The organism is Nocardia sp. NPDC050406 (genome assembly GCF_044459025.1).
Taxonomy (GTDB): domain Bacteria; phylum Actinomycetota; class Actinomycetes; order Mycobacteriales; family Mycobacteriaceae; genus Nocardia.
The window spans coordinates 481935-502249 of the sequence record NZ_JBITIM010000003.1 but is presented as its reverse complement, the minus strand read 5'-3'; the positions used below and the strand labels follow the sequence as shown (position 1 = coordinate 502249).

The 20315-nt window shown below is 69.5% G+C and carries 7 protein-coding genes; 5 read left to right on the top strand and 2 right to left on the bottom strand.

The features are described from left to right. The first annotated feature begins 167 nt into the window (after positions 1-167). From ACIBH2_RS25705 to ACIBH2_RS25695, 3 genes are all read left to right on the top strand, one after another. Complete coding sequence (locus ACIBH2_RS25705) at positions 168-13970, top strand: amino acid adenylation domain-containing protein (protein WP_397121856.1); 13803 nt, start codon at positions 168-170, stop codon at positions 13968-13970. A 215-nt stretch (positions 13971-14185) separates the two neighbouring features. Beyond that, complete coding sequence (locus ACIBH2_RS25700) at positions 14186-15193, top strand: alpha/beta hydrolase (protein ID WP_397123010.1); 1008 nt, start codon at positions 14186-14188, stop codon at positions 15191-15193. A gap of 188 nt (positions 15194-15381) precedes the next feature. Then, on the top strand, positions 15382-16620 hold the full coding sequence (locus ACIBH2_RS25695) for an Nramp family divalent metal transporter (protein WP_397123008.1): 1239 nt from the start codon (positions 15382-15384) through the stop codon (positions 16618-16620). On the opposite strand, the gene ACIBH2_RS25690 is transcribed toward ACIBH2_RS25695, so the two are convergent. Then, a complete protein-coding gene (locus ACIBH2_RS25690; RefSeq protein WP_397121854.1) occupies positions 16596-17591 on the bottom strand; it encodes a polysaccharide deacetylase family protein in 996 nt (331 codons plus the stop codon). The two genes, ACIBH2_RS25695 and ACIBH2_RS25690, sit on opposite strands and share 25 nt — an antisense overlap. Before the next feature lie 65 nt (positions 17592-17656). Here ACIBH2_RS25690 and ACIBH2_RS25685 point away from each other — a divergent pair, with 65 nt between their 5' ends. After that, entirely contained in the window at positions 17657-18049 is a 393-nt protein-coding gene (locus ACIBH2_RS25685; protein ID WP_397121852.1) for a MerR family transcriptional regulator, read from the top strand. A gap of 109 nt (positions 18050-18158) precedes the next feature. Here ACIBH2_RS25685 and ACIBH2_RS25680 read toward each other — a convergent pair whose 3' ends face one another. After that, a complete protein-coding gene (locus tag ACIBH2_RS25680) occupies positions 18159-18953 on the bottom strand; it encodes an enoyl-CoA hydratase-related protein (RefSeq protein ID WP_397121850.1) in 795 nt (264 codons plus the stop codon). A gap of 124 nt (positions 18954-19077) precedes the next feature. On the opposite strand from ACIBH2_RS25680, the gene ACIBH2_RS25675 reads away from it, so the two are divergent. Beyond that, the gene (locus ACIBH2_RS25675) at positions 19078-20307 is read left to right on the top strand and encodes a TetR/AcrR family transcriptional regulator (protein WP_397121848.1); all 1230 of its coding nucleotides are present in this window, start codon (positions 19078-19080) and stop codon (positions 20305-20307) included. Positions 20308-20315 lie beyond the last annotated feature (8 nt).

Sequence of the window (20315 nt, the reverse complement as noted above, 5' to 3'; positions counted from 1 at the left end):
GGTACTGCCCCCGGGTGACCGGGGGCAGGTAACGGTCGACGCGCGGATGGTCGATGAAGCATGATGTGCGCCCGAGCGGAGCACTTACGTAGACGGCAAGGATGAGGCGAGTTGATGGGTCGGGCAGCAGAGAAGCAGCGCATGCTGACGTCGAAGGGGCAGCAGGCATGACCCGGCCCGTCCGCCAACGGCCCACCCGCACCCGCCGACCCCGGGTCACCACGCTGCCGCAGCTCATGGGTGCGGCCGTGGAGGCCAATCCGAGCGGGACCGCCATCGTCTACGCCGACGCCGCCACGACGCTCGGCACCCTGAGCTACGCCGAACTCGACGAGCGGTCCACACGCTTGGCGCGGCTGCTCATCGACCGCGGCATCGGGCCCGAGGACCTGGTGGCCATCGGCATCCCGCGCTCGCTGGACTCGGTGGTGGCGGTTTGGGGCATCGCCAAGACCGGTGCGGGCTACGTGTCGGTGGACCCGAATTATCCGGCCGACCGGGTGGCGCACATGGTCACCGACTCGCGCGCGGTGCTCGGGCTGACCGTCGCCGGGGTTCGCGAGGATCTGGGCGACGACGTCGAATGGCTGGTCATCGACTCCGCCGAATTCGGCGCGGAGGTCGCGGCCTACCCGGACGAGGCCATCACCTCCGCCGACCGGGTGCGGCCGCTGCGCGCCGAGCATCCGGCGTACGTCATCTACACCTCCGGCTCCACCGGCCTGCCCAAGGGCGTGGTGGTCACCCAGGCCGGTCTGTCCGGCTTCTGCGATGAGCAGCGCGAGCGCTACCGCACCGGAACCGATTCGCGGGCCCTGCATTTCGCCTCGCCGTCCTTCGACGCCTCGGTGCTGGAGCTGCTGCTCGCCCTGGGCGGCGCGGGCACCCTCGTGGTGGCCTCGCCCGACGTGCTCGGCGGCGACGAGCTGGCGGCGCTGCTGCGCCGCGAGCGGGTGACCCATGCCTTCATCACCCCCGCCGCCCTGGCCTCGGTCGATCCGGCCGGTCTCGACGACCTGCGCGTGGTGGTGGCCGGTGGCGAGGCGTGCCCGCCGGATCTGGTGCGGCGCTGGGTGCTTCCCCTCGCCGGAGGCGTCTCGCGCGAGTTCTACAACGGCTACGGGCCGACCGAGACCACCATCATGACCAATATCAGCGCGCCGCTGGTGCCGGGGGAGCTGGTCACCATCGGCGGGCCGGTGCGCGGCATCACCGAGCACATTCTCGACGACCGCCTGGTCCCGGTGGTCGACGGTGTGGTGGGCGAGCTCTACATCGCCGGTGCGCAGGTGGCGCGCGGCTATCACGCGCGGCCCAGCCTGACCGCGGCGCGCTTCGTCGCGAATCCCTTCGACCCCAGCGGGTCTCGGCTGTATCGCACCGGCGATCTGGTGCGGCGCACCGCCTCGGGCGATGTGGAGTACCTGGGCCGCAACGACTTCCAGGTGAAGATCCGCGGCTTCCGCATCGAACTCGGTGAGATCGACGCGGTGCTCGGCTCCCACGACAGCGTGGACTTCGCCGTCACCGTCGGACACAAGCTCGATACCGGTGCGACGATTCTCGCCGCCTACGTGCACGCCGCCCCCGGGGCCGTCGTCGACGTGGACGAGTTGACCGCCTACGCCGAGCAGAGCCTGCCCGCGCACATGGTGCCCACCACCATCATGGTGCTCGACACCATTCCGCTGACCCCCGTGGGCAAGCTGGACCGGCGCGCGTTGCCGGAACCGCAATTGCGCACCAAGGAGTTTCGCGCACCCGCCGGGCGGCTCGAGGAGCTGGTGGCGGGCGTCTTCGCGGACCTGCTGGAGCCGACCGAACCGATCGGCGCGGACGACGACTTCTTCGAGCTGGGCGGCAATTCGCTGATCGCGACCCGGGTCGCGGCGCGCCTGGGCGCGGAGATCTCGGCGCGGGTTCCGGCCCGGGCGATCTTCACCGCCTCGACCGTCGCCGCGCTGGCCGCGCAGCTGGAACCCCTTGTGGGCGAGGGCGGTCGGCCCGCGCTGACCCCGCAGCCGCGCCCCGAGCACATTCCGCTGTCGCTGGCGCAGCAGCGCATGTGGTTCCTCAACCAGTTCGATACGGCCTCGGCCGCCAACAACATTCCGTTCGCCATCCGCCTCACGGGCGCGCTGGATATTCGGGCGCTGCACGCGGCCATCGGCGACCTGGTGGCGCGCCACGAGACGCTGCGCACCATCTACCCGGCCGTGGACGGCACCGGCTACCAGGTGATTCTCCCTGCCGAGCAGGCGATTCCGGATCTCACGCCGCAATCGGTGGACCCGGAGCTGGTGGCCGACTGGCTCACCGGGTTGGCCGTGCGGGGCTTCGATGTCTCCAGCGAGGTGCCGCTGCGCATCGAGCTGGCCGAGATCGGCCTCGACGATTACGTCGTCGCGGTGGTCGTGCACCACATCGCCGCCGACGGCGCGTCGGTGGGACCGTTCATGCGGGATCTGTTGGCCGCCTTCTTCGCCCGCCGCTCCGGCGAGGAACCGGCGTGGGCTCCGCTGCCGGTGCAGTACGCCGACTACACGCTGTGGCAGCGCGCGCTGCTCGGTGACGAGCAGGAGGCCGGTTCGCTGGCCCATGCCCAGATCTCCTACTGGCGTGCGACTTTGGCGGGTATTCCGGACCGCCTCGACCTGCCCGCCGACCGGCCCCGGCCCGCCATCGCGTCGGGTCGCGGCGCGGTGTACTCGTTCGAGATCGATGCCGCGCTGCGGCAGCGGCTCGACGAATTGGCGCACACCAGCGGAGCCTCGCCCTTCATGGTCGTGCACAGCGCCTTCGCGGCGCTGCTCGCCCGCCTCACCGGCACCGACGACATCGTGATCGGCACGCCGGTCGCGGGGCGCGGCGAACGCGAGCTCGACGATCTGATCGGCATGTTCGTCAACACCCTGGTGCTGCGCACGCGCGTCGACACCGGGGCGTCGTTCGCCGAACTGCTCGAGCAGGCCAAAGAGACCGACCTGGCGGCCTTCTCGCATCCCGAGCTGCCCTTCGAGCGGCTGGTCGAGGTGCTGGACCCGGTCCGGTCGCAGGCGCACCATCCGCTGTTCCAGGTGGCGCTGTTCTTCCACAATATCGAGACCCCGCGCCTGGAGCTGCCGGGTCTCACCGCCGAAGCCGTCGAATTCGACGGCGCGGTGGCCAAATTCGACCTCCAGCTCTCGGTCGTCCCCGGCGCGAACGGCATGTCGGGCATGTTCACCTACGCCACGGACCTGTTCGACGAAGCCACCGTGGCCGTTTTCGCGGACCGGTTCGTGCGCCTGCTCACCGCCGTGGTCGAGGACCCGCGGGCCGCGCTGGGCGATATCGACCTGCTCGAATCCGCCGAACACGAGCGAATCCTGCACGGCTGGAACGACACCCGTCACCCCATCGCGCCGGAACTGCTGCTCGACGCCTACCGCCGGGCGGTACAGCGGCATCCGGACGCCATCGCCGTCGCCTACGAGGGCACCCGACTCACCTATCGCGAATTCGACGAGCGGGTCAACCGGCTCGCGCGCCTGCTCATCGCCGAGGGCGTCGGCGCGGAATCCCTGGTGGGCCTGGCCATTCGGCGCTCGGTCGATCTGGTGGTCGGCATGTACGCCATCATCACCGCCGGTGGCGCGTACGTGCCGCTCGATCCGGATCACCCGGCCGAGCGCATCGCCCACATTCTCGACACCGCGCAGCCGGTGGCCGTGCTGACCACCACCGCCGACGAGGTCGCCGTGCCCGAGGGCACCCCGGTGCTGCGGGCCGATACTCTGCGGCTCGACGGATTCGCTGGCACGCCGGTCGCTTCCGGCGAACTGCTGCGCCCCGTGCGGCCCGAGCACCCGGCCTACGTCATCTTCACGTCGGGCTCCACCGGTCGCCCCAAGGGCGTCGCGGTCTCGCACGCGGCCATTCACAACCAGACCACCTGGATGCTGCACGAGTACCCGCTCGGCCCGGACGACGTCTACTTCCAGAAGACCGCCACCACCTTCGACGTGTCGCTGTGGGGCTACTTCATGCCGCTGCGCACCGGCGCGACGCTGCTCGTCGGCACCCACGACGGGCACCGGGACCCGCTCTACGTCGCGGAAACCATTGCGCGCGAGGGCGTCACGGTCACCGACTTCGTGCCGTCCATGCTCACCGTCTTCGCCGCGCACACCGCGCCGGGATCGATTCCGACCCTGCGCGATGTGTTCGTCATCGGTGAAGCACTGCCGCCGGAGACCGTGGCGTCCTTCGCCGACGTGTCCAACGCGCGGGTGCACAATCTGTACGGCCCCACCGAAGCCGCGGTGTCCATCACCTATTGGCAGGCGCGCGGCGACGAGCGGTCGTCGGTGCCGATCGGCCTGCCGCAGTGGAACAGCCAGGTGTACGTGCTGGATTCGCGCCTGCGGCCGGTTCCGGCGGGGGTGGCCGGTGAGCTGTACCTCGCCGGTGACCAGCTGGCGCGCGGGTACGTGCGCCGCCCCGACCTGACCTCGGATCGCTTCGTGGCCAATCCGTTCGGCCACGGCGAGCGCATGTACCGCACCGGTGATCTGGTCGTCTGGCGCGATGCCCAGGGCGACCGGCCCGAGCGCCTGGACTACATCGGCCGCACCGACTTCCAGGTGAAGTTCCGCGGCCAGCGCATCGAACTCGGCGAGATCGAAACCGCGCTGCTGGCACAGCCTTCGGTGAGCGCGGCCGTCGCGCTGGTCATGGAATCCGAGCTCGGCGATCAGCTGGTCGCGTACGCGGTGCCCACGCCGGGGACGAGTATCGAGCAGGCGGAACTGCTGGCCGCGCTGGCGGATTCGCTGCCCGCGTACATGATTCCGGCGACCATTGTCGCGCTCGACGAATTCCCGTTGAACACCAGCGGCAAGCTGGACCGCAAGGCGCTGCCCGCACCCACCTTCAGCGGCCGTGAATTCCGCGCGCCCGCGACGCCGGTCGAGGAGATCGTGGCGGGCGTCTTCGCGGAGGTGCTCGGTATCGACCGGGTCGGCGCGGACGACGACTTCTTCGCCCTCGGCGGCAATTCGCTGGTGGCCACCCAGGTCGTCGCGCGCCTCGGCGTCGCCATCGGCGACCGGGTGCCGGTGCGCACGCTCTTCGAGACGCCCACCGTCACCGCACTGGCTGCCGCCGTGGAATCCCGTATCCGCCAAGGGCGTACGCACGAGCTCGGCAGCCTGGAGCGTCCCGAGCGACTGCCGCTCTCGCTCGCCCAGCAGCGCATGTGGTTCCTCAACCGCTTCGAGGACCTCGGCGACGGCGCCGCCTCCACCGGGTCGGCGGCCTACAACCTGCCCTTCGCCCTGCGGCTTTCGGGCAGCCTGGACACCGAGGCGCTCGGCCGGGCGCTCGACGATGTGGTGACGCGGCACGAGGTGCTGCGCACGGTGTACCCCGAAACCGCCGACGGGCCGGTGCAATTGGTGCTGCCCGCCGGAGCGGACGAGGCCGCCATGCGCCTGGCACCGCGGCGGGTCAGCGCGGCCGAGGCGACCCAGGCGGTGTACGAGCTCGCCGGAACCCCGTTCGATGTCACCCGTGAGGTGCCGATCCGGGTGCGGCTGTTCGAGATCGCCGATCTCGCCCCGGGATCCCGTCGCGAATACGTCCTGGCCGTGGTGGCCCACCACATCGCCGCCGACGCCTCCTCCATGGGACCGCTGGTTCGCGACATCATGACCGCCTACGCGGCCCGCACCGGCGGCTACGAGCCCGGCTGGCAGCCGCTCGCCGTGCAGTACGCCGACTACGCGCTGTGGCAGCGCGCCGTGCTCGGCGACGAATCCGATCCGGAATCGATTGCGGCACAGCAGATCGACTACTGGCGCGAGGCCCTCGCCGACCTGCCCGATCTGCTGGAACTGCCCACCGACCGCCCGCGCCCGCCGGTCGCCTCGCTGGCCGGTGCCCGCGTGGACGTCGCCATCGACGCGGCCACGCACGCCGGACTGGTGCGGCTGGCCCGCGAGCACAACGCCACCATGTTCATGGTCGTGCACACCGCCTTCGCGGCGCTGCTGGCGCGGCTGTCGGGCTCCGGCGATATCGCCATCGGCACCCCGGTCGCGGGGCGCGGCGAACGCGAACTCGACGATCTCATCGGCATGTTCGTCAATACCGTCGTCTTCCGGACACGGCTCGACGGTGGCGACACCTTCGCCGAGGTGCTCTCGCGCCAGCGTGAGATCGATCTCCAGGCGTTCTCGCACGCCGACATTCCGTTCGAGCGCCTCGTCGAGGTGCTCAGTCCGCCGCGCACCACCGCGCACCACCCGGTCTTCCAGGTGGGTCTGTCCTTCCAGAACATGGCGCGCTCGGCACTGGAGCTGCCCGGCCTCACCATTGCCGGGGTCGACGCGGATCTCGATGTGTCGCAGTTCGATCTGCACCTGATCGTCTCCGACGCCTACGACGAATCGGGCGCGCCCGCCGGTATCGGCGGCTTCATCACCTACGCCACCGACCTGTTCGACGAGGCGACCGTGGCCTCGTTCGTCGCGCGGTTGACCCGGCTCCTGGAAGCCGTGGTCGCCGACGCCTCGGTGCGGGTCGGCGATATCGAACTGCTCGCCGCCGACGAACGCGCCGAACTGCTCGAGGCGCGCAACGACACCGCGCACCGGGTGGATTCGGCCGCCACCCTGGCCTCGCTGCTGGAGGCCAGCATCGGATCGGTCCCCGGCGCGACCGCGCTGGTCGGCCCCGACGGCGACATCCTGACCTATGCCGACCTGAGCAAGCGCGTCAATCGCCTTGCCCGCCATCTCATCTCACTGGGAGTCGGCCCGGAGGCGCGGGTCGCGCTGGCGCTGCGCCGCTCGGTCGATCTGGTCGTCGCCATGTACGCGGTCACCGTCGCGGGCGGCGCGTATGTGCCCGTCGACCCGGATCAGGCCGCCGATCGCACCGACTACATCCTCGAGACCGCGGCACCGGTCTGCGTGCTGACCAATGCCGCCGCCGAGTTCCACACCGATATCGCGCCGCTGGTGCGCCTCGACGAACTCGACCTGAGCACAGTCGATTCCATGGCGCTCACCGATGCCGAGCGCCTGGCCCCGCTGCGGCCGACCAATACCGCCTATGTCATCTTCACCTCCGGTTCCACCGGCCGCCCGAAGGGCGTGGCCCTGCCGCACGCGGCCATCGCGAACCAGTTGCAGTGGAAGACAGCCGGATTCGGCCTCGGAGCAGCCGACGCGGTCCTGCTGAAGACCGCCGCCACCTTCGACCTGTCGGTCTGGGAATTCTGGTCCGCGGCCGTCTCCGGTGGACGCCTGGTCATCGCCGCCCCCGACGGCCACCGCGACCCCGGCCACCTCAACGACCTCATGTCCCGCGAACAGGTCACCACCCTGCACGCCGTCCCCTCCATGCTCGACGCGCTGATGACCGAATCCGGTGGGGCACTGCCCGATTCGCTGCGCCGAGTCCTCGCCATCGGCGAGGCCCTCCCCGCCACCACGGCCCAGCGCTTCCGCACCGCCAACCCGAACACGGCCCTGTTCAACCTCTACGGCCCCACCGAAGCGGCGGTGTCCATCACCACCCACGAGGTCACCGACGCCGACCAGGGCTCGGTCTCCATCGGCGCCCCCGAATGGAACAGCCAGGTCTACGTCCTGGACGCACGCCTGCGCCCGGTCCCGACAGGAGTCTCCGGCGAGCTCTACCTCGCGGGCGCGCAACTGGCCCGAGGCTACTTCGCCCGCCCCGACCTCACCGCCGACCGCTTCGTAGCCAACCCCTACGGCCCCGCCGGTTCCCGCATGTACCGCACCGGCGACCTCGTAGCCTGGAACGCCAACGGCGAGTTGGATTACCGAGGCCGCACCGACTTCCAGGTCAAGATCCGCGGCTTCCGCATCGAACTCGGCGAAATCGAAGCAGCGCTCCTCGCACTGCCCGAGATCGCCCAAGCGGCAGTCATCGCAAAGTCCGACCAGCGCACCGGCGACCGCCTGGTGGCGTACGTGGTGGGCGCGCAAGGCCAGTCCGCGCTGGAAGCCGGGGACGCGCTCGACCTGTCCTCGGCAGGTGCTTCGGGGGCGCTTGGGCAGTCTGCGCCAGGGGCGCAGGGTGGGCAAGCGCAGCAAGAGCCCGCGGCACCGAACCCTCTTGCGTCGCAGATCGATACCGCCCGGGTGAAGTCCGCCCTCGCGGCGAGCCTGCCGTCGTACATGGTCCCGTCGGCCTTCGTGGTCCTCGACGCCCTACCGTTGAACGTCAACGGCAAGCTCGACCGCAAGGCCCTCCCGGAACCGGAGTTCGAGTCCACCGCCTTCCGCGCCCCCTCCACCCCCATCGAAGAGATCGTGGCGAACGTCTTCACCGAGGTCCTCGGCGCAGACCGCGTGGGCGCGGACGACGACTTCTTCGCCCTCGGCGGCAACTCCCTGCTGGCAACCCAGGTAGCAGCCCGCCTCGGCGCAGCCCTCGACACCCGAGTCCCCGTCCGCACCCTCTTCGAGTCCTCCTCGGTCTCCACCCTCGCCGCCAAGGTCGAACAACACGCGGGCGCAGGCCGCAAGGCCCTCACAGCGGGCCCGCGCCCCGACGCGATCCCCCTGTCCCTGGCCCAGCAGCGCATGTGGTTCCTCAACCAGTTCGACACCACCTCCGCCGCCTACAACATCCCCGTCGCCGTCCGCCTCACCGGCGAACTCGACACCGCCGCCCTGCAACACGCCATCGCCGACGTCATCGCCCGCCACGAGACCCTGCGCACCATCTACCCGCAGATCGACGGCGCGGCCCAACAGGTCGTCCTGCCGGTCCCCAAGGCCAGCTCCGACGCTCCGAGCTTCCCTGGCGCTCCGTCCCCGAAACCCGCTGCGCGAGCATCGATCCCCGACCTCACGCCCCTTTCGGTCACCCCCGCCGACCTCCCCGACCGCATAGCCGCGATCGCCTCGACCGGCTTCGATGTGACCTCCGAGGTCCCCCTGCGCGCCGCCCTGTTCCGCGTGGACGCCGACGACATCGAACACGTCCTCGTCTTCGTCGCCCACCACATCAGCGCCGACGGTTGGTCCATGGGCCCGCTCACCCGAGATGTCATGGTGGCCTACGCCTCCCGCGCCACCGGTGAGCCGCCCGCCTGGTCCCCGCTCCCGGTGCAGTACGCCGACTACACGCTCTGGCAGCGCGAAGTCCTCGGCTCCGAGGACGACCCGACCAGCCTCGTCAGCGCCCAAACCGAGTACTGGCGTACGGCTCTGGCCGATCTCCCCGACGAGATCAACCTCCCGGCCGACCGCCCGCGCCCGCCCGTGGCCTCGCTGCGCGGCGGCACGGTCACCTTCCCGATCAGCGCCGAGATCCAAGAGGGCCTTCGCCGCATCGCCCGCGAACGCAACGCCACCATGTTCATGGTCGTGCACACCGCGCTGGCGGTCTTCCTGGCCCGCCTCTCCGGCACCGGCGATATCGCCATCGGCACCCCGGTCGCGGGCCGTGGCGAGGCCGAACTCGACGATGTGATCGGCATGTTCGTCAACACCCTGGTGTTGCGCACCCAGGTGACCGGACAGCTGAGCTTCGACGAACTGCTGGCCCAGGTCAAGGACACCGACCTGAAGGCGTTCGCGCACGCCGACATTCCGTTCGAGCGCCTGGTCGAGGTGCTCAACCCGGAGCGCTCCACGGCCCGCAACCCGCTGTTCCAGGTCATGTTGGCCTTCCAGAATCTCCAGGACAGCAGTTTCGAACTGCCCGGCCTGAGGATCAGCCCGCTCGAATCCGGCGCGCAGACTTCGCAATTCGATCTGGCGCTCGCGCTGCGCGAGACCGGTGACGCGGGCATCTACGCCGTATTCACCTACGCGCGTGACCTTTTCGACGAATCCACCGTGGAGGTGTTCGCCGAGCGCTTCACCGCGCTGCTGGAGGCCATCACCACCTTCCCCGACGCCCCCGTCGGCGATCTGCCGCTGCTGGACCCGGCCGAGTACGACCTGCTCACCCATGTGCACGGCGACGACGTCATGGCCACCGGCCTGCTGCCCGACCTGCTCACCGCGGGCCTGCGCCACGGTCCGGAGCGCACCGCCGTGCGCTGGCGCGGCACCTCCATCAGCTACGGCGACCTCGACGCCTACACCTCGCGTCTGGCCCGCGTCCTCATCGACCGCGGCGTCGGCCCGGAAAAGCTTGTCGCCGTGGCCTTCCCGCGCTCGCTGGGCATGGTCATGGCGGTGCTCGCCATCGCCAAGGCCGGTGGCGCGCACGTGCCGATCGACCCGACCTACCCGCAGGACCGGGTGCGGCACATGATCACCGACTCCGGCGCGGTCATCGGCCTCACCTCGAACGCCTTCGTGGACAGCCTGCCCGCCGAGGTGCGCTGGCTGGTCATGGACGATCCCGCCACCGACGCGGTGGTGGGCACCAAGTCCGGCGAGTCGGTCACCGACGCCGAGCGCACCGCGCCGCTGCGCATGGGGCATCCGGCGTACATGATCTACACCTCCGGCTCGACCGGAAAGCCCAAGGGCGTGGTGGTCACCCACGCCGGTGTGGGCGGGCTCGCCGACTACGCCGTCGCGCGCTACGACCTGCACCCCGACCACCGCATGCTGCACATCTGCTCGCCCAGCTTCGATCCGTCGGTGCTGGAATGGGTCTGCGCCTTCTACACCGGCGCGGCGCTGGTGATCGCGCCCTCGGAGATCATGGGCGGGGCCGAACTGGCCGAGCTCATGCGCGCCGAGGAGGTCACGCACGCCATCATCACCCCGGCGGTGTTGGGCACCATGGACCCGGCCGGACTCGAACAGCTCGAAATGCTCTCCGTCGGCGGCGATGTCACCACGCCCGAACTGCTGGCCAAGTGGCAGCCGGGCCGGGTCTACCACAATGCGTACGGCCCCACCGAGACCACCATCATCTCCTCCTACGCGCAGCTGACGCCGGGCCGCCACATCACCATCGGCCAACCGGTGCACGGCATGTCGGCGCTGGTGCTCGACGCGCGCCTCAACCCGGTGCCGCCGGGTGTCGCGGGCGAGCTGTACCTGGCCGGTGGCGCGCTGGCGCGCGGCTACCGCAACCGCCCCGGGCTCTCGGCCGAGCGCTTCGTCGCGAACCCTTGGGGCGCACCGGGTTCGCGCATGTACCGCACCGGTGACATGGTGCGCTGGTACGCCGAACCGCAGGACCGCTCCGGCAACCGCGCGGCGCCCTCGGTGTCGTGGGAACTGGATTACGTGGGCCGCACCGACTTCCAGGTCAAGATTCGCGGCTTCCGTATCGAACTCGGCGAAATCGACGCCGTGCTCGCCGGGCACGAGGACGTGGACTTCGCCATCACGTTGGGCCGCAAGAACAACGCGGGCGTCACCGTGCTGGTCTCCTATGTGCTCGGCGCCGCCGGGCGCGCGGTCGATCCGGCCGCGCTCACCGACTACGCCGCGCGCGTGCTGCCGCCGCACATGGTGCCCTCGGCCATCGTCGTGCTCGACGAGGTGCCGCTGACGCCGGTCGGCAAGCTCGACCGCAATGCCCTGCCGGAACCGGTTCTGGCACAACGCGAATACCGCGCTCCGGCCACCGCTCTGGAGCAGGCCGTGGCCGACACCTTCGCCGAGGTGCTCAACGTCGACCAAGTGGGCGCGGACGACGACTTCTTCGCGCTCGGCGGCAATTCGCTGCTGGCCACCCAGGTCGTCGGCAAACTGCACACCCGCACCGGCGCGCGGCTGGCGGTCGCCACCTTCTTCGGCGACGCCACCGTCACCGGACTGGCCCGCCAGCTCGGCGTCGCGCTGGAATCCGAGCAGGAGGCCGAAGCCGCCGTGGCCGCCGCTTTGGCCGTGGTGCTACCGCTGCGCGCCGAGGGCGACCGGCCGCCGCTGTTCGTCGTGCACCCGCTCGGCGGATTGTCCTGGTGCTATTCGGGATTCACCCGCTACCTGCCCGCCGACCAGCCGCTGCTGGGCATCCAGACCCCGGCGCTCACCGAGGACGACTACGCGCCGAACTCGTTGGCCGATATCGCGAATCGCTATGTCGCCGAGATCCGCGCGGCCCAGCCGGAGGGGCCGTACCGCCTGCTCGGCTGGTCGCTCGGCGGCAAGCTGGCCCATGCCGTGGCCACGCGTCTGCAGGCCGAGGGCCAGCAGGTGGAGCTGCTCGCCATTCTCGACGGCTACCCGCGCGTGGACGACACCGATTTCAAGTCGGCCATTCGCGAGACCTTCACCAGCCTCGGTGTCGCTGTCGAGGACCTCCCCGATACCGACAACCTCGAGGAGCTCGGCGACGCCGCGCTGGCCGCACTGCACGCGTCCATCTCCCAGGATCTGGCCGCCATGACCCCCGAGCGGCTGCGGCGCATCTACGGAACCGCCATGCGCAGTGTGGAATTGGCGGACGAGACGCCCACCGAGGTGTTCCGCGGCAACCTGCAGTTCTTCACCGCCACCGTGGACCGGTCGGAGAACATGCGGCAGTGGTCGGCGGCGGACTGGCAGCCGTTCGTCTCCGGCGCGATCGTCGACCACCCGGTCGCGATCCCGCACGAGCAGATGACCGGGGACGCGGCGCTCGAGGCCATCGGGCCGCGCATCGCCGAACTGCTGGAGCACCCGGAGTACCCGAGCGAACCGGATACCGGAGTCGACGCGGCCGCCGACAGCGCGGCGGACTCGTCGAGAGACGGTGTCGCCGTGGAGCTCGAGCCCTCCCCGCTGCCCCCGGGCGCGGTGGATCTGCTCACCGTCGACCCGAGCGGTCTCGCCATTCGCGTCATCACCCTCGATATCGCCTCCGACTGCCCGCCCTGGCGGGTCCGGCAGTCGGTCGCGGGGCTCTTCGAACGCCATCCGGGCCTGCGCGCCCGGCTGCGCCGCGACGGCGGCGCACCCGCCTTCGAATTCCCGGACGCCGATCCGGAGGACGCGGTGGTGTGGCGCTTCGACTGGGCGGGGGAGACCTCCGGCGATCTCGTCGACAGCGCCATTCGGGCGGCCTCGGCGGAACTCGATCCGGACAAGGGCCGCAATATCCGGTTCGTCCTGCTCGACGCCCAGGAGGCGGCGACCGAGACCGCCGACGAGGCCGCCGCCACCCTGGTGGTCATCGCCAATGGCCTGGTGGTCGACGACGTCTCGTGGCGCACCATCATCGAGGAGCTCACGGCGTCCTGGTCCGGCGGCCACGCCACCCCGCCCGCACCCGTCGCGCACCCCGCCGGAATCGCCCGCGAACTCGCCGAACGGGCCGACCACCCCGACACCGTCGCCGAATTGCCGTGGTGGCGCAGCGCGCTGGCGGTGGTGCCGGAATCCGACACGCCCGACCCGGCAGCCGGACGCGGACGGATCACCGTGACCATCACCGCCGAGGGCGCGGGCGCGGTCGACGCCGTGGCCCGGCGCTACCGCGCCGGAATCGACGAGGTGCTGCTCGCCGCGCTGGCGCTGGCCCTCGCCGCGACCGAGGGCGCGGTGGACCGGCTCGGCTCGGTGGTGCGCCTGCCCGCCGACGGCCGCCTCGTCGGCGACCCGGACGGTCAGCGCGCCATCGGGGCGTTCACCACCAGCTACCCGCTGCCACTGGATCTGGACCCCGTCGACTTCGACGAGATCCGCGCCGGTGGGCGCGTCGCCGGAACCGTGATCGAACACGTGCGGGACCAGAGCCGCGCGGTGCCGTCGCAGGGGGTGAGCTTCGGCCTGCTGCGCCACCTCGGTGCGGCGGGCGGTGAGCTCCAAGGCCCGGCGGGGCGGATCGGATTCCGCTACCGGGACCTGCGTCCGGCCCGGGTGCATCCCGAGGCCGCCGCCGCGGATCTGCATCTGGACATCACGGTCGACACCACCCAGGACGGGTTCGTCGCACGATTCGATTACGCCGGAGCCGTGTTGGAACTCGATCGGGTCAAGGCTTTGGTGGAAGGTTGGGTACAGGCTTTGAGCGGGCTAGCCGAGCACGGTCGGGCTTCGAATACGTAACATTGACCCCTGTCGTGGCGACTGAATAGGCCGTATGGTCTGTCGAAGTGCTCTGGCCACGGATGGAGGCTGCCGGGCGATCGGCAGCCGGGGTGGTCGCCAGAACTCGAAACAAGCGAAGGTGTGAAACATTGATTCGACGACATGTCCGTAACGGGGCTGCCGCCGGTCGTCGCCGTGGTGCGCGCGCCGCGGCCCTCATCGCGGCCACCGCGGTGCTCACCGGTCTGACCGCCGGTCTCAGCGTCGGAAGCGCCGCCGCCGATCCCATCATCGACAACAAGAAATTGCTTGCCGATCCTGTGGCGCCGGACGGGTCGAAGATCACCAAGGCCGAGATGAAGGACGACCGGAACATCCGGCTCTACGTCTACTCGGCGGCCATGAAGGCCACCTTCCCGGTGGACGTGCAGCGTCCCGCCGACACCTCCGAGGCGCGGCCGACGCTCTACCTGCTCAATGGCGCGGGCGGTGGCCAGGACGACGCGTCGTGGCAGAAGAAGACCAATATCGTCAATGGCTTCCTCGCCGACAAGAACGTCAATGTCGTGCAGCCCATCGGCGGCAAGTGGTCGTACTACACCGACTGGCAGCAGCCCGACGAGGCGCTCGGCGTCAACAAGTGGACCACCTTCTTCACCGAGGAGCTGCCGCCGCTGATCGACGCGGCCCTAGGCACCAACGGCATCAACGCGATCGCCGGTATCTCCACCTCGGGCACCACCGTGCTGCAGCTGCCGGAGAAGGCCCCGGGCCTGTTCAAGGCCGCCGCCGCGTACTCCGGCTGCGCCCAGTTCGCCGATCCCGTCGGCCGTGAGTTCATGCGCCTCACCGTCGAGACCTGGGGCGGCGGCAAGCTGGAGAACATGTACGGCCCCGAGGACTCGCCCGCGTGGGCCGAGAACGATCCGGTCATCCACGCCGAGAAGCTGCGCGGCACCGAGCTCTACATCTCCTCGGGCAACGGTCTGCCCGGCCAGTACGACACCCTCAACGGCCAGTACGCGCTGCCGGGTGCCTACGGCCTGGCCAACCAGCTGATCATCGGCGGTGTCATCGAGGCCGGTACCAACTACTGCACGGCCAACCTGAAGTCGAAGCTGGACTCGCTGGGCATCCCGGCGACCTACAACTTCCGTGGGTCGGGCACGCACTCGTGGGGCTACTGGAACGACGAGTTCATGAACTCGTGGCCGGTGCTGGCGCGAGGGCTCGGTCTCTGACCGTCGAGCTGCCTTAGAGCACAAGCGAATTCGAAGCCCCGACCGTGCATGGCACGGTCGGGGCTTCGCTTTTTTCGAGGTCGGTGCCGGTTTGCGGCGAACAAAACGTGAGGTCGGTATCTTCTACGGGGTAGGTCTCAACAAAAAGTTTGGTTACCCGTAAACTTTGTTTTGTGAGCACTACCGTACTGGCTGAGCCGCGGCGTTCCGCCCTCCAGCGGGTCAGATCCGCCTCCCTGCTGCTGGGCCCCGCCTTCGTCGCCGCCATCGCCTATGTCGACCCGGGCAATGTGGCGTCGAATATCAGCGCGGGCGCGCAGTTCGGCTACCTGCTGGTGTGGGTCATCGTCATGGCCAATGTCATGGCCGGTCTGGTGCAGTTCCTCTCGGCCAAGCTCGGGCTGGTCACCGGCATGTCGCTGCCGGAAGCGGTGCGCGCCAAGTCCAGTCGGGGCGTGCGGCTGTCGTACTGGGCGCAGGCCGAAACCGTCGCCATGGCAACCGATCTCGCCGAGGTGGTGGGCGGCGCCATCGCGCTGAACCTGCTCTTCGGGCTGCCGCTGCTGGTCGGCGGCGTGATCACCGGCGCGGTGTCGCTGGTGCTGCTCGCGGCGCAGAACCGTTGGGGGCAGCGGCCTTTCGAACGCATCATCACCGGCATGCTGGCCATCATCGCCATCGGCTTCCTGGCCAGCGTGGTGATCTCCCCGCCCTCGGTCGCGGGCACCGTCGGCGGGCTGGTGCCGCGCTTCGACGGCACCGAGAGCGTGCTGCTGGCCGCCGCCATGATCGGCGCGACCGTCATGCCGCACGCGGTGTACCTGCACTCCGGACTGGCCCGCGACCGGCACGGCAACCCGGAGGCCGGTCCGGTGCGCGCGCGGCTGCTGCGCATCACCAAGGTCGATGTGGGGCTCGCCATGGTCATCGCGGGCACCGTGAACATGGCCATGCTGCTCATGGCCGCCAATACCCTGCGCGGGCGCGAGGGCATCGACTCCATCGAGGCGGCGCACGGCGCGGTCCACGATGTGCTCGGTCCCGGGGCCGCGCTGCTGCTGGCCATCGGACTGCTCGCTTCGGGGCTGGCCTCCACCTCGGTGGGGGCCTACGCGGGGGCCATGATCATGCAGGGACTGCTGAAGCGGCACATTCCCCTGATCGTGCGCCGCGTGGTGACTCTCGTTCCGGCCCTTGCCATTCTGGCGCTCGGCATCGATCCGACCCGGGCGTTGATCGTCTCGCAGGTGGTGCTGTCCTTCGGCATCCCGTTCGCGCTGATTCCGCTGGTGCGCTTCACGGCCGACCGTGCCCTCATGGGGGCCGACGTCAACCATCGCGTGACCACCGGCCTGGCGTGGCTGGTGGCCGCCATCATCTCGGTGCTCAATGTGGCGCTGATCTATCTCACGGTCACCGGAGGGTGACCGTGCCGCAAGCGGTTTCGTAACCGCCACGGCGTGCGGCGCAGGGGGCCGCACGGGCAGCCGCGCCCCCGTTCCGACCGGAACGGGGGCGCTTCGCGGTTCAGGCGGCGCGGCGCGTAGTGCTCGGCGATATCGTCGCTGGTGGTCAGCCAGACGCCCGGGTGACCGGTCACGTAGTCGAGTGCTTCGTCGAGGTAGCGGCGGCGGAAGGCCTGGCCGATCACGAAGGGGTGCAACGCCAATGCCATGACCCGGCCGCTGTCGGCGGCCTCGGCTTCGGCGTGGAGTTGGTCGACCTGGTCTTTGACCATCTGGACGAAGTCGGGGCCGGCGAGACCCTTGCTGACGAAGATGCCGATGTCGTTGAGCTCCACCGAATACGGAACGCTCAGCATGCCTGGCACATTCAGCGGATAGGGCTGGTCGTCATTGGTCCAGTCGAGCACGTACTGGCCGCCGAGTTCGGCGAAAAGCTCCGGGGTGTGGAAGGTTTCGGTGAGGCCCGGGCCCATCCAGCCGCGCGGGCGCTGGCCGGTGGTCTTCTCGATGGTGGTGACGATATCGCGCAGGACGGCGCGCTCCTCCTCGACGGTCAGCCCGGTGTGCAGGTGGCTGTTGCTGCTGCCGTGTGCCAGCCACGCCCAGTCGCGCTCCCGTCCCGCCGCGATGATCTGTGGATAGCGTTCGCCCACATCGGAATTCAGCAGGGCGCTGGCGCGGATGCCGTACTTGTCGAGCAGGTCGATGATCCGCCAGATGCCCACGCGGGGGCCGTAGTCGCGCCAGCCGTAGTTGAGCGAGTCCGGGGTCAGCGCCGTGGTGCCCTCGTAGGTGGCGGTGCCGGGCAGGTCGACGTAGAAGTGCTCGATATTGAGGCCGATGTAGAACGCGACGCGCTTGCCCTCGGGCCAGTGGATCGGCTCCCGCTCGGTGATCGGGCTGTAGTCGAAGAGGGTGATGTCCTTGCTCATGTGGCTATGCTGAAACGTTGACATACATGTCAAGGTCAACCGAGATCCGTTGTGAGGTACGGCATATGCGAATCAGCGAGCTCGCCGAGCGCACCGACACGTCCCCCCGGCTGCTGCGCTACTACGAACAACAGGGCCTCCTGCGCGTAGCCCGCTCCGCCAACGGCTACCGCGACTACGACGACCGCTTCGTGGACCAGGTCATCCATATCCGCGGCCTACTCGAAGCGGGCCTGCCCACCCGCCTCATCAAACAAATCCTCCCCTGCCTCGACGACCCCAAGGACATCCACTTCGCCGACGCCACCCCCGAGATCATCGCCACCCTCGAACACCAACGCGACCGCATGACCCAACGCATAGACCTCCTGACCCGCAACCGCGACGCCATGACGGCCTACCTCGAATCCCTCCGCAGCTGCGCCGCGTCGTCTGGTGGCGACTCGCACTCCGCATGAATCCGCCTGTGCCCCCGAGGCTCTACCTAGCGGGGGTGACCGCACTCTCTCTCGATCCGCCTGTGCCCCCGTTCCGAAGGAACGGGGGCACGAGAACCAAAGAGTCTGCTCAATCCGCGAAGACGGGCTTGCGCTTCTGGAGCATCGAGGCCGCGCCCTCGAAGAAGTCGGGGGACTCCAGAAGTTCTGACTGGCCGACCTTTTCGGCGGCGAGCGCGCCGTCGAGCGAGGCCAGGGCGGCGGTGTTGATATTGCGCTTGGTGAGTTCGGTGGCGCGGCGAGGGCCGTTGGCGAGCTTCTCGACGGCGGCCTCCACCTTGGCGTCGAGGTCGGCCTCGGGAAGCACGCCGGTGATGAGCCCGTACTTCTTCGCCTCGGTGGCGGGCAGGCGCTCACCGAGCAGCGCCATCTCCGCGGCGAGCGGGCGACCGGCCGCCGCCGCGACCATGGCCGCCGCACCGCCGTCGGGCATCAGTCCGATATTGATGAACGCCAGCAACAGGTAGGCATCCTCGCTGAAATACGAGAGATCGGCCGCGAGCGCGAAGGCCGCGCCCACTCCGGCGGCCGCGCCCTTCACCCGCGAAATCACCGGCAGCGGCGAATCCACAATCGCTTTGATCATGGCGTTGGCGGCGTCCATGGTCATTTCCGAGGTGATCCCGCGCTGCGCCGCGGCGGGCGCCGCCGCCAGATCCGCGCCCGTGCAGAAATCGCCGCCCTCCCCGGTCAGCACGATGACGCGCAGCGATTTATCGTCCGAAGCGGCCCGTACCGTATCGCCGAGACCGACCATGGTGTCGTAATCGATCGCGTTCTTGCGCTTGGGATTGGTAATCGTGATACGCAGTACCCGTCCGTCCGCAACGGCGCTGAAGCCCGGGGTGGTCGCGATATTCGTCATGGGGGTGCTCCTGGGTCTGCGTACGGCAGCGGCGCCGTTGTGGTTCGCATTGCGAATTGTGGTTAACTTAGGTGTACTTGTTCGGCACTGTCAACAGTCGGTGCCACCGAGAAGGAGAGAGTGAATGGTCGCCGATCGCAGCGAGTCGCTACTCGCTTCCGCGCGACCGGACAGCGAACAATCGCCACGTCGGCGCCCCAAGAACCGCAAGGCGCAAATCGTGCGAGTCGCCGCTCGAGCCTTCGCCGAGCGGGGCTATCACCCGGTCGGCGTGGACGAGATCGCGGCCGAGGTCGGCATCTCCGGACCCGCCCTGTACCGCCACTTCCGCAACAAGTACGCCCTGCTCGTCGCCGCCGCCGAAATGGGCGCACAGCATCTGCTCGATGCCGCCCGCGCCGCCGACGATCCGACGCTGGAACCGGAACCGCGACTCACCGCGCTGATCAAGGGCATCGCCGAGTACACCATCGACGTCCGCCGCGAGGGCGGGCTGTACCGCTGGGAGCGCCGCTACCTCGAGCGCGAGGACCGCGAGCGCATTCGCGTCGTCTACAACGAACTGCACGAACTCGTCGCCGTACCCATTCGCGACCTGCGCCCCGACGCCGACGAGGCTGATATCGTCCTGCTCACCGCGGCCGTGCTCAGCGCCATCGGCAGCATCACCCACCACCGCACGACGCTGTCGACCACCCGTCTGTGCGCGCTGCTCGACGATATCTGCCGCGCCATCCTCGGCACCGAGCTACCGCCCGCGCCGCCGCCCGTCACCGGCGAGCCGACGCCGCGCGGCCTACCGGTCATCTCCAAGCGAGAGCAGCTGCTCACCGAGGCCATTCGCATCTTCGGCCGCCAGGGCTATCACGAGGCCAGTATCGAGGAGATCGGCGCGGCGGCGGGAATCAACGCCTCCAGCGTCTATCGGTACTTCGCGAGCAAATCCGACCTGCTCGCCGCGGCCTTCCATCGCACCGGCGAACGCGTCGCCATCGGCAATGCCGAGGCCCTCGCGGAGGCCACCAGCCGCGCCGACGCGGCGGTCCGCATCGCCGACCGCTTCGCCCGCATGACCTTCGCCATGCCGGAGATCCTGCCGGTGTACTTTTCGGAATTCTCGAATCTGCCCGCCTCCGAACAACATCGGCTGCGCTCCATCCAGCGGCAGAACGTCCTGGAGTGGGCCAACCTGCTCGACGGGGATCAGGTGGAGGCCCGCTTCCGCGTGCACGCCGCCATCGCCCAGGTCATCGATGTCGGCCGCCGCATCCGCTTCGACGATCGCCCCGAGAACATCGCCCGCGTCCGCGCGCTCATGCACGCGGTGCTGCTCGGCGTGGCCGGACAGAATTAGCGGTCACT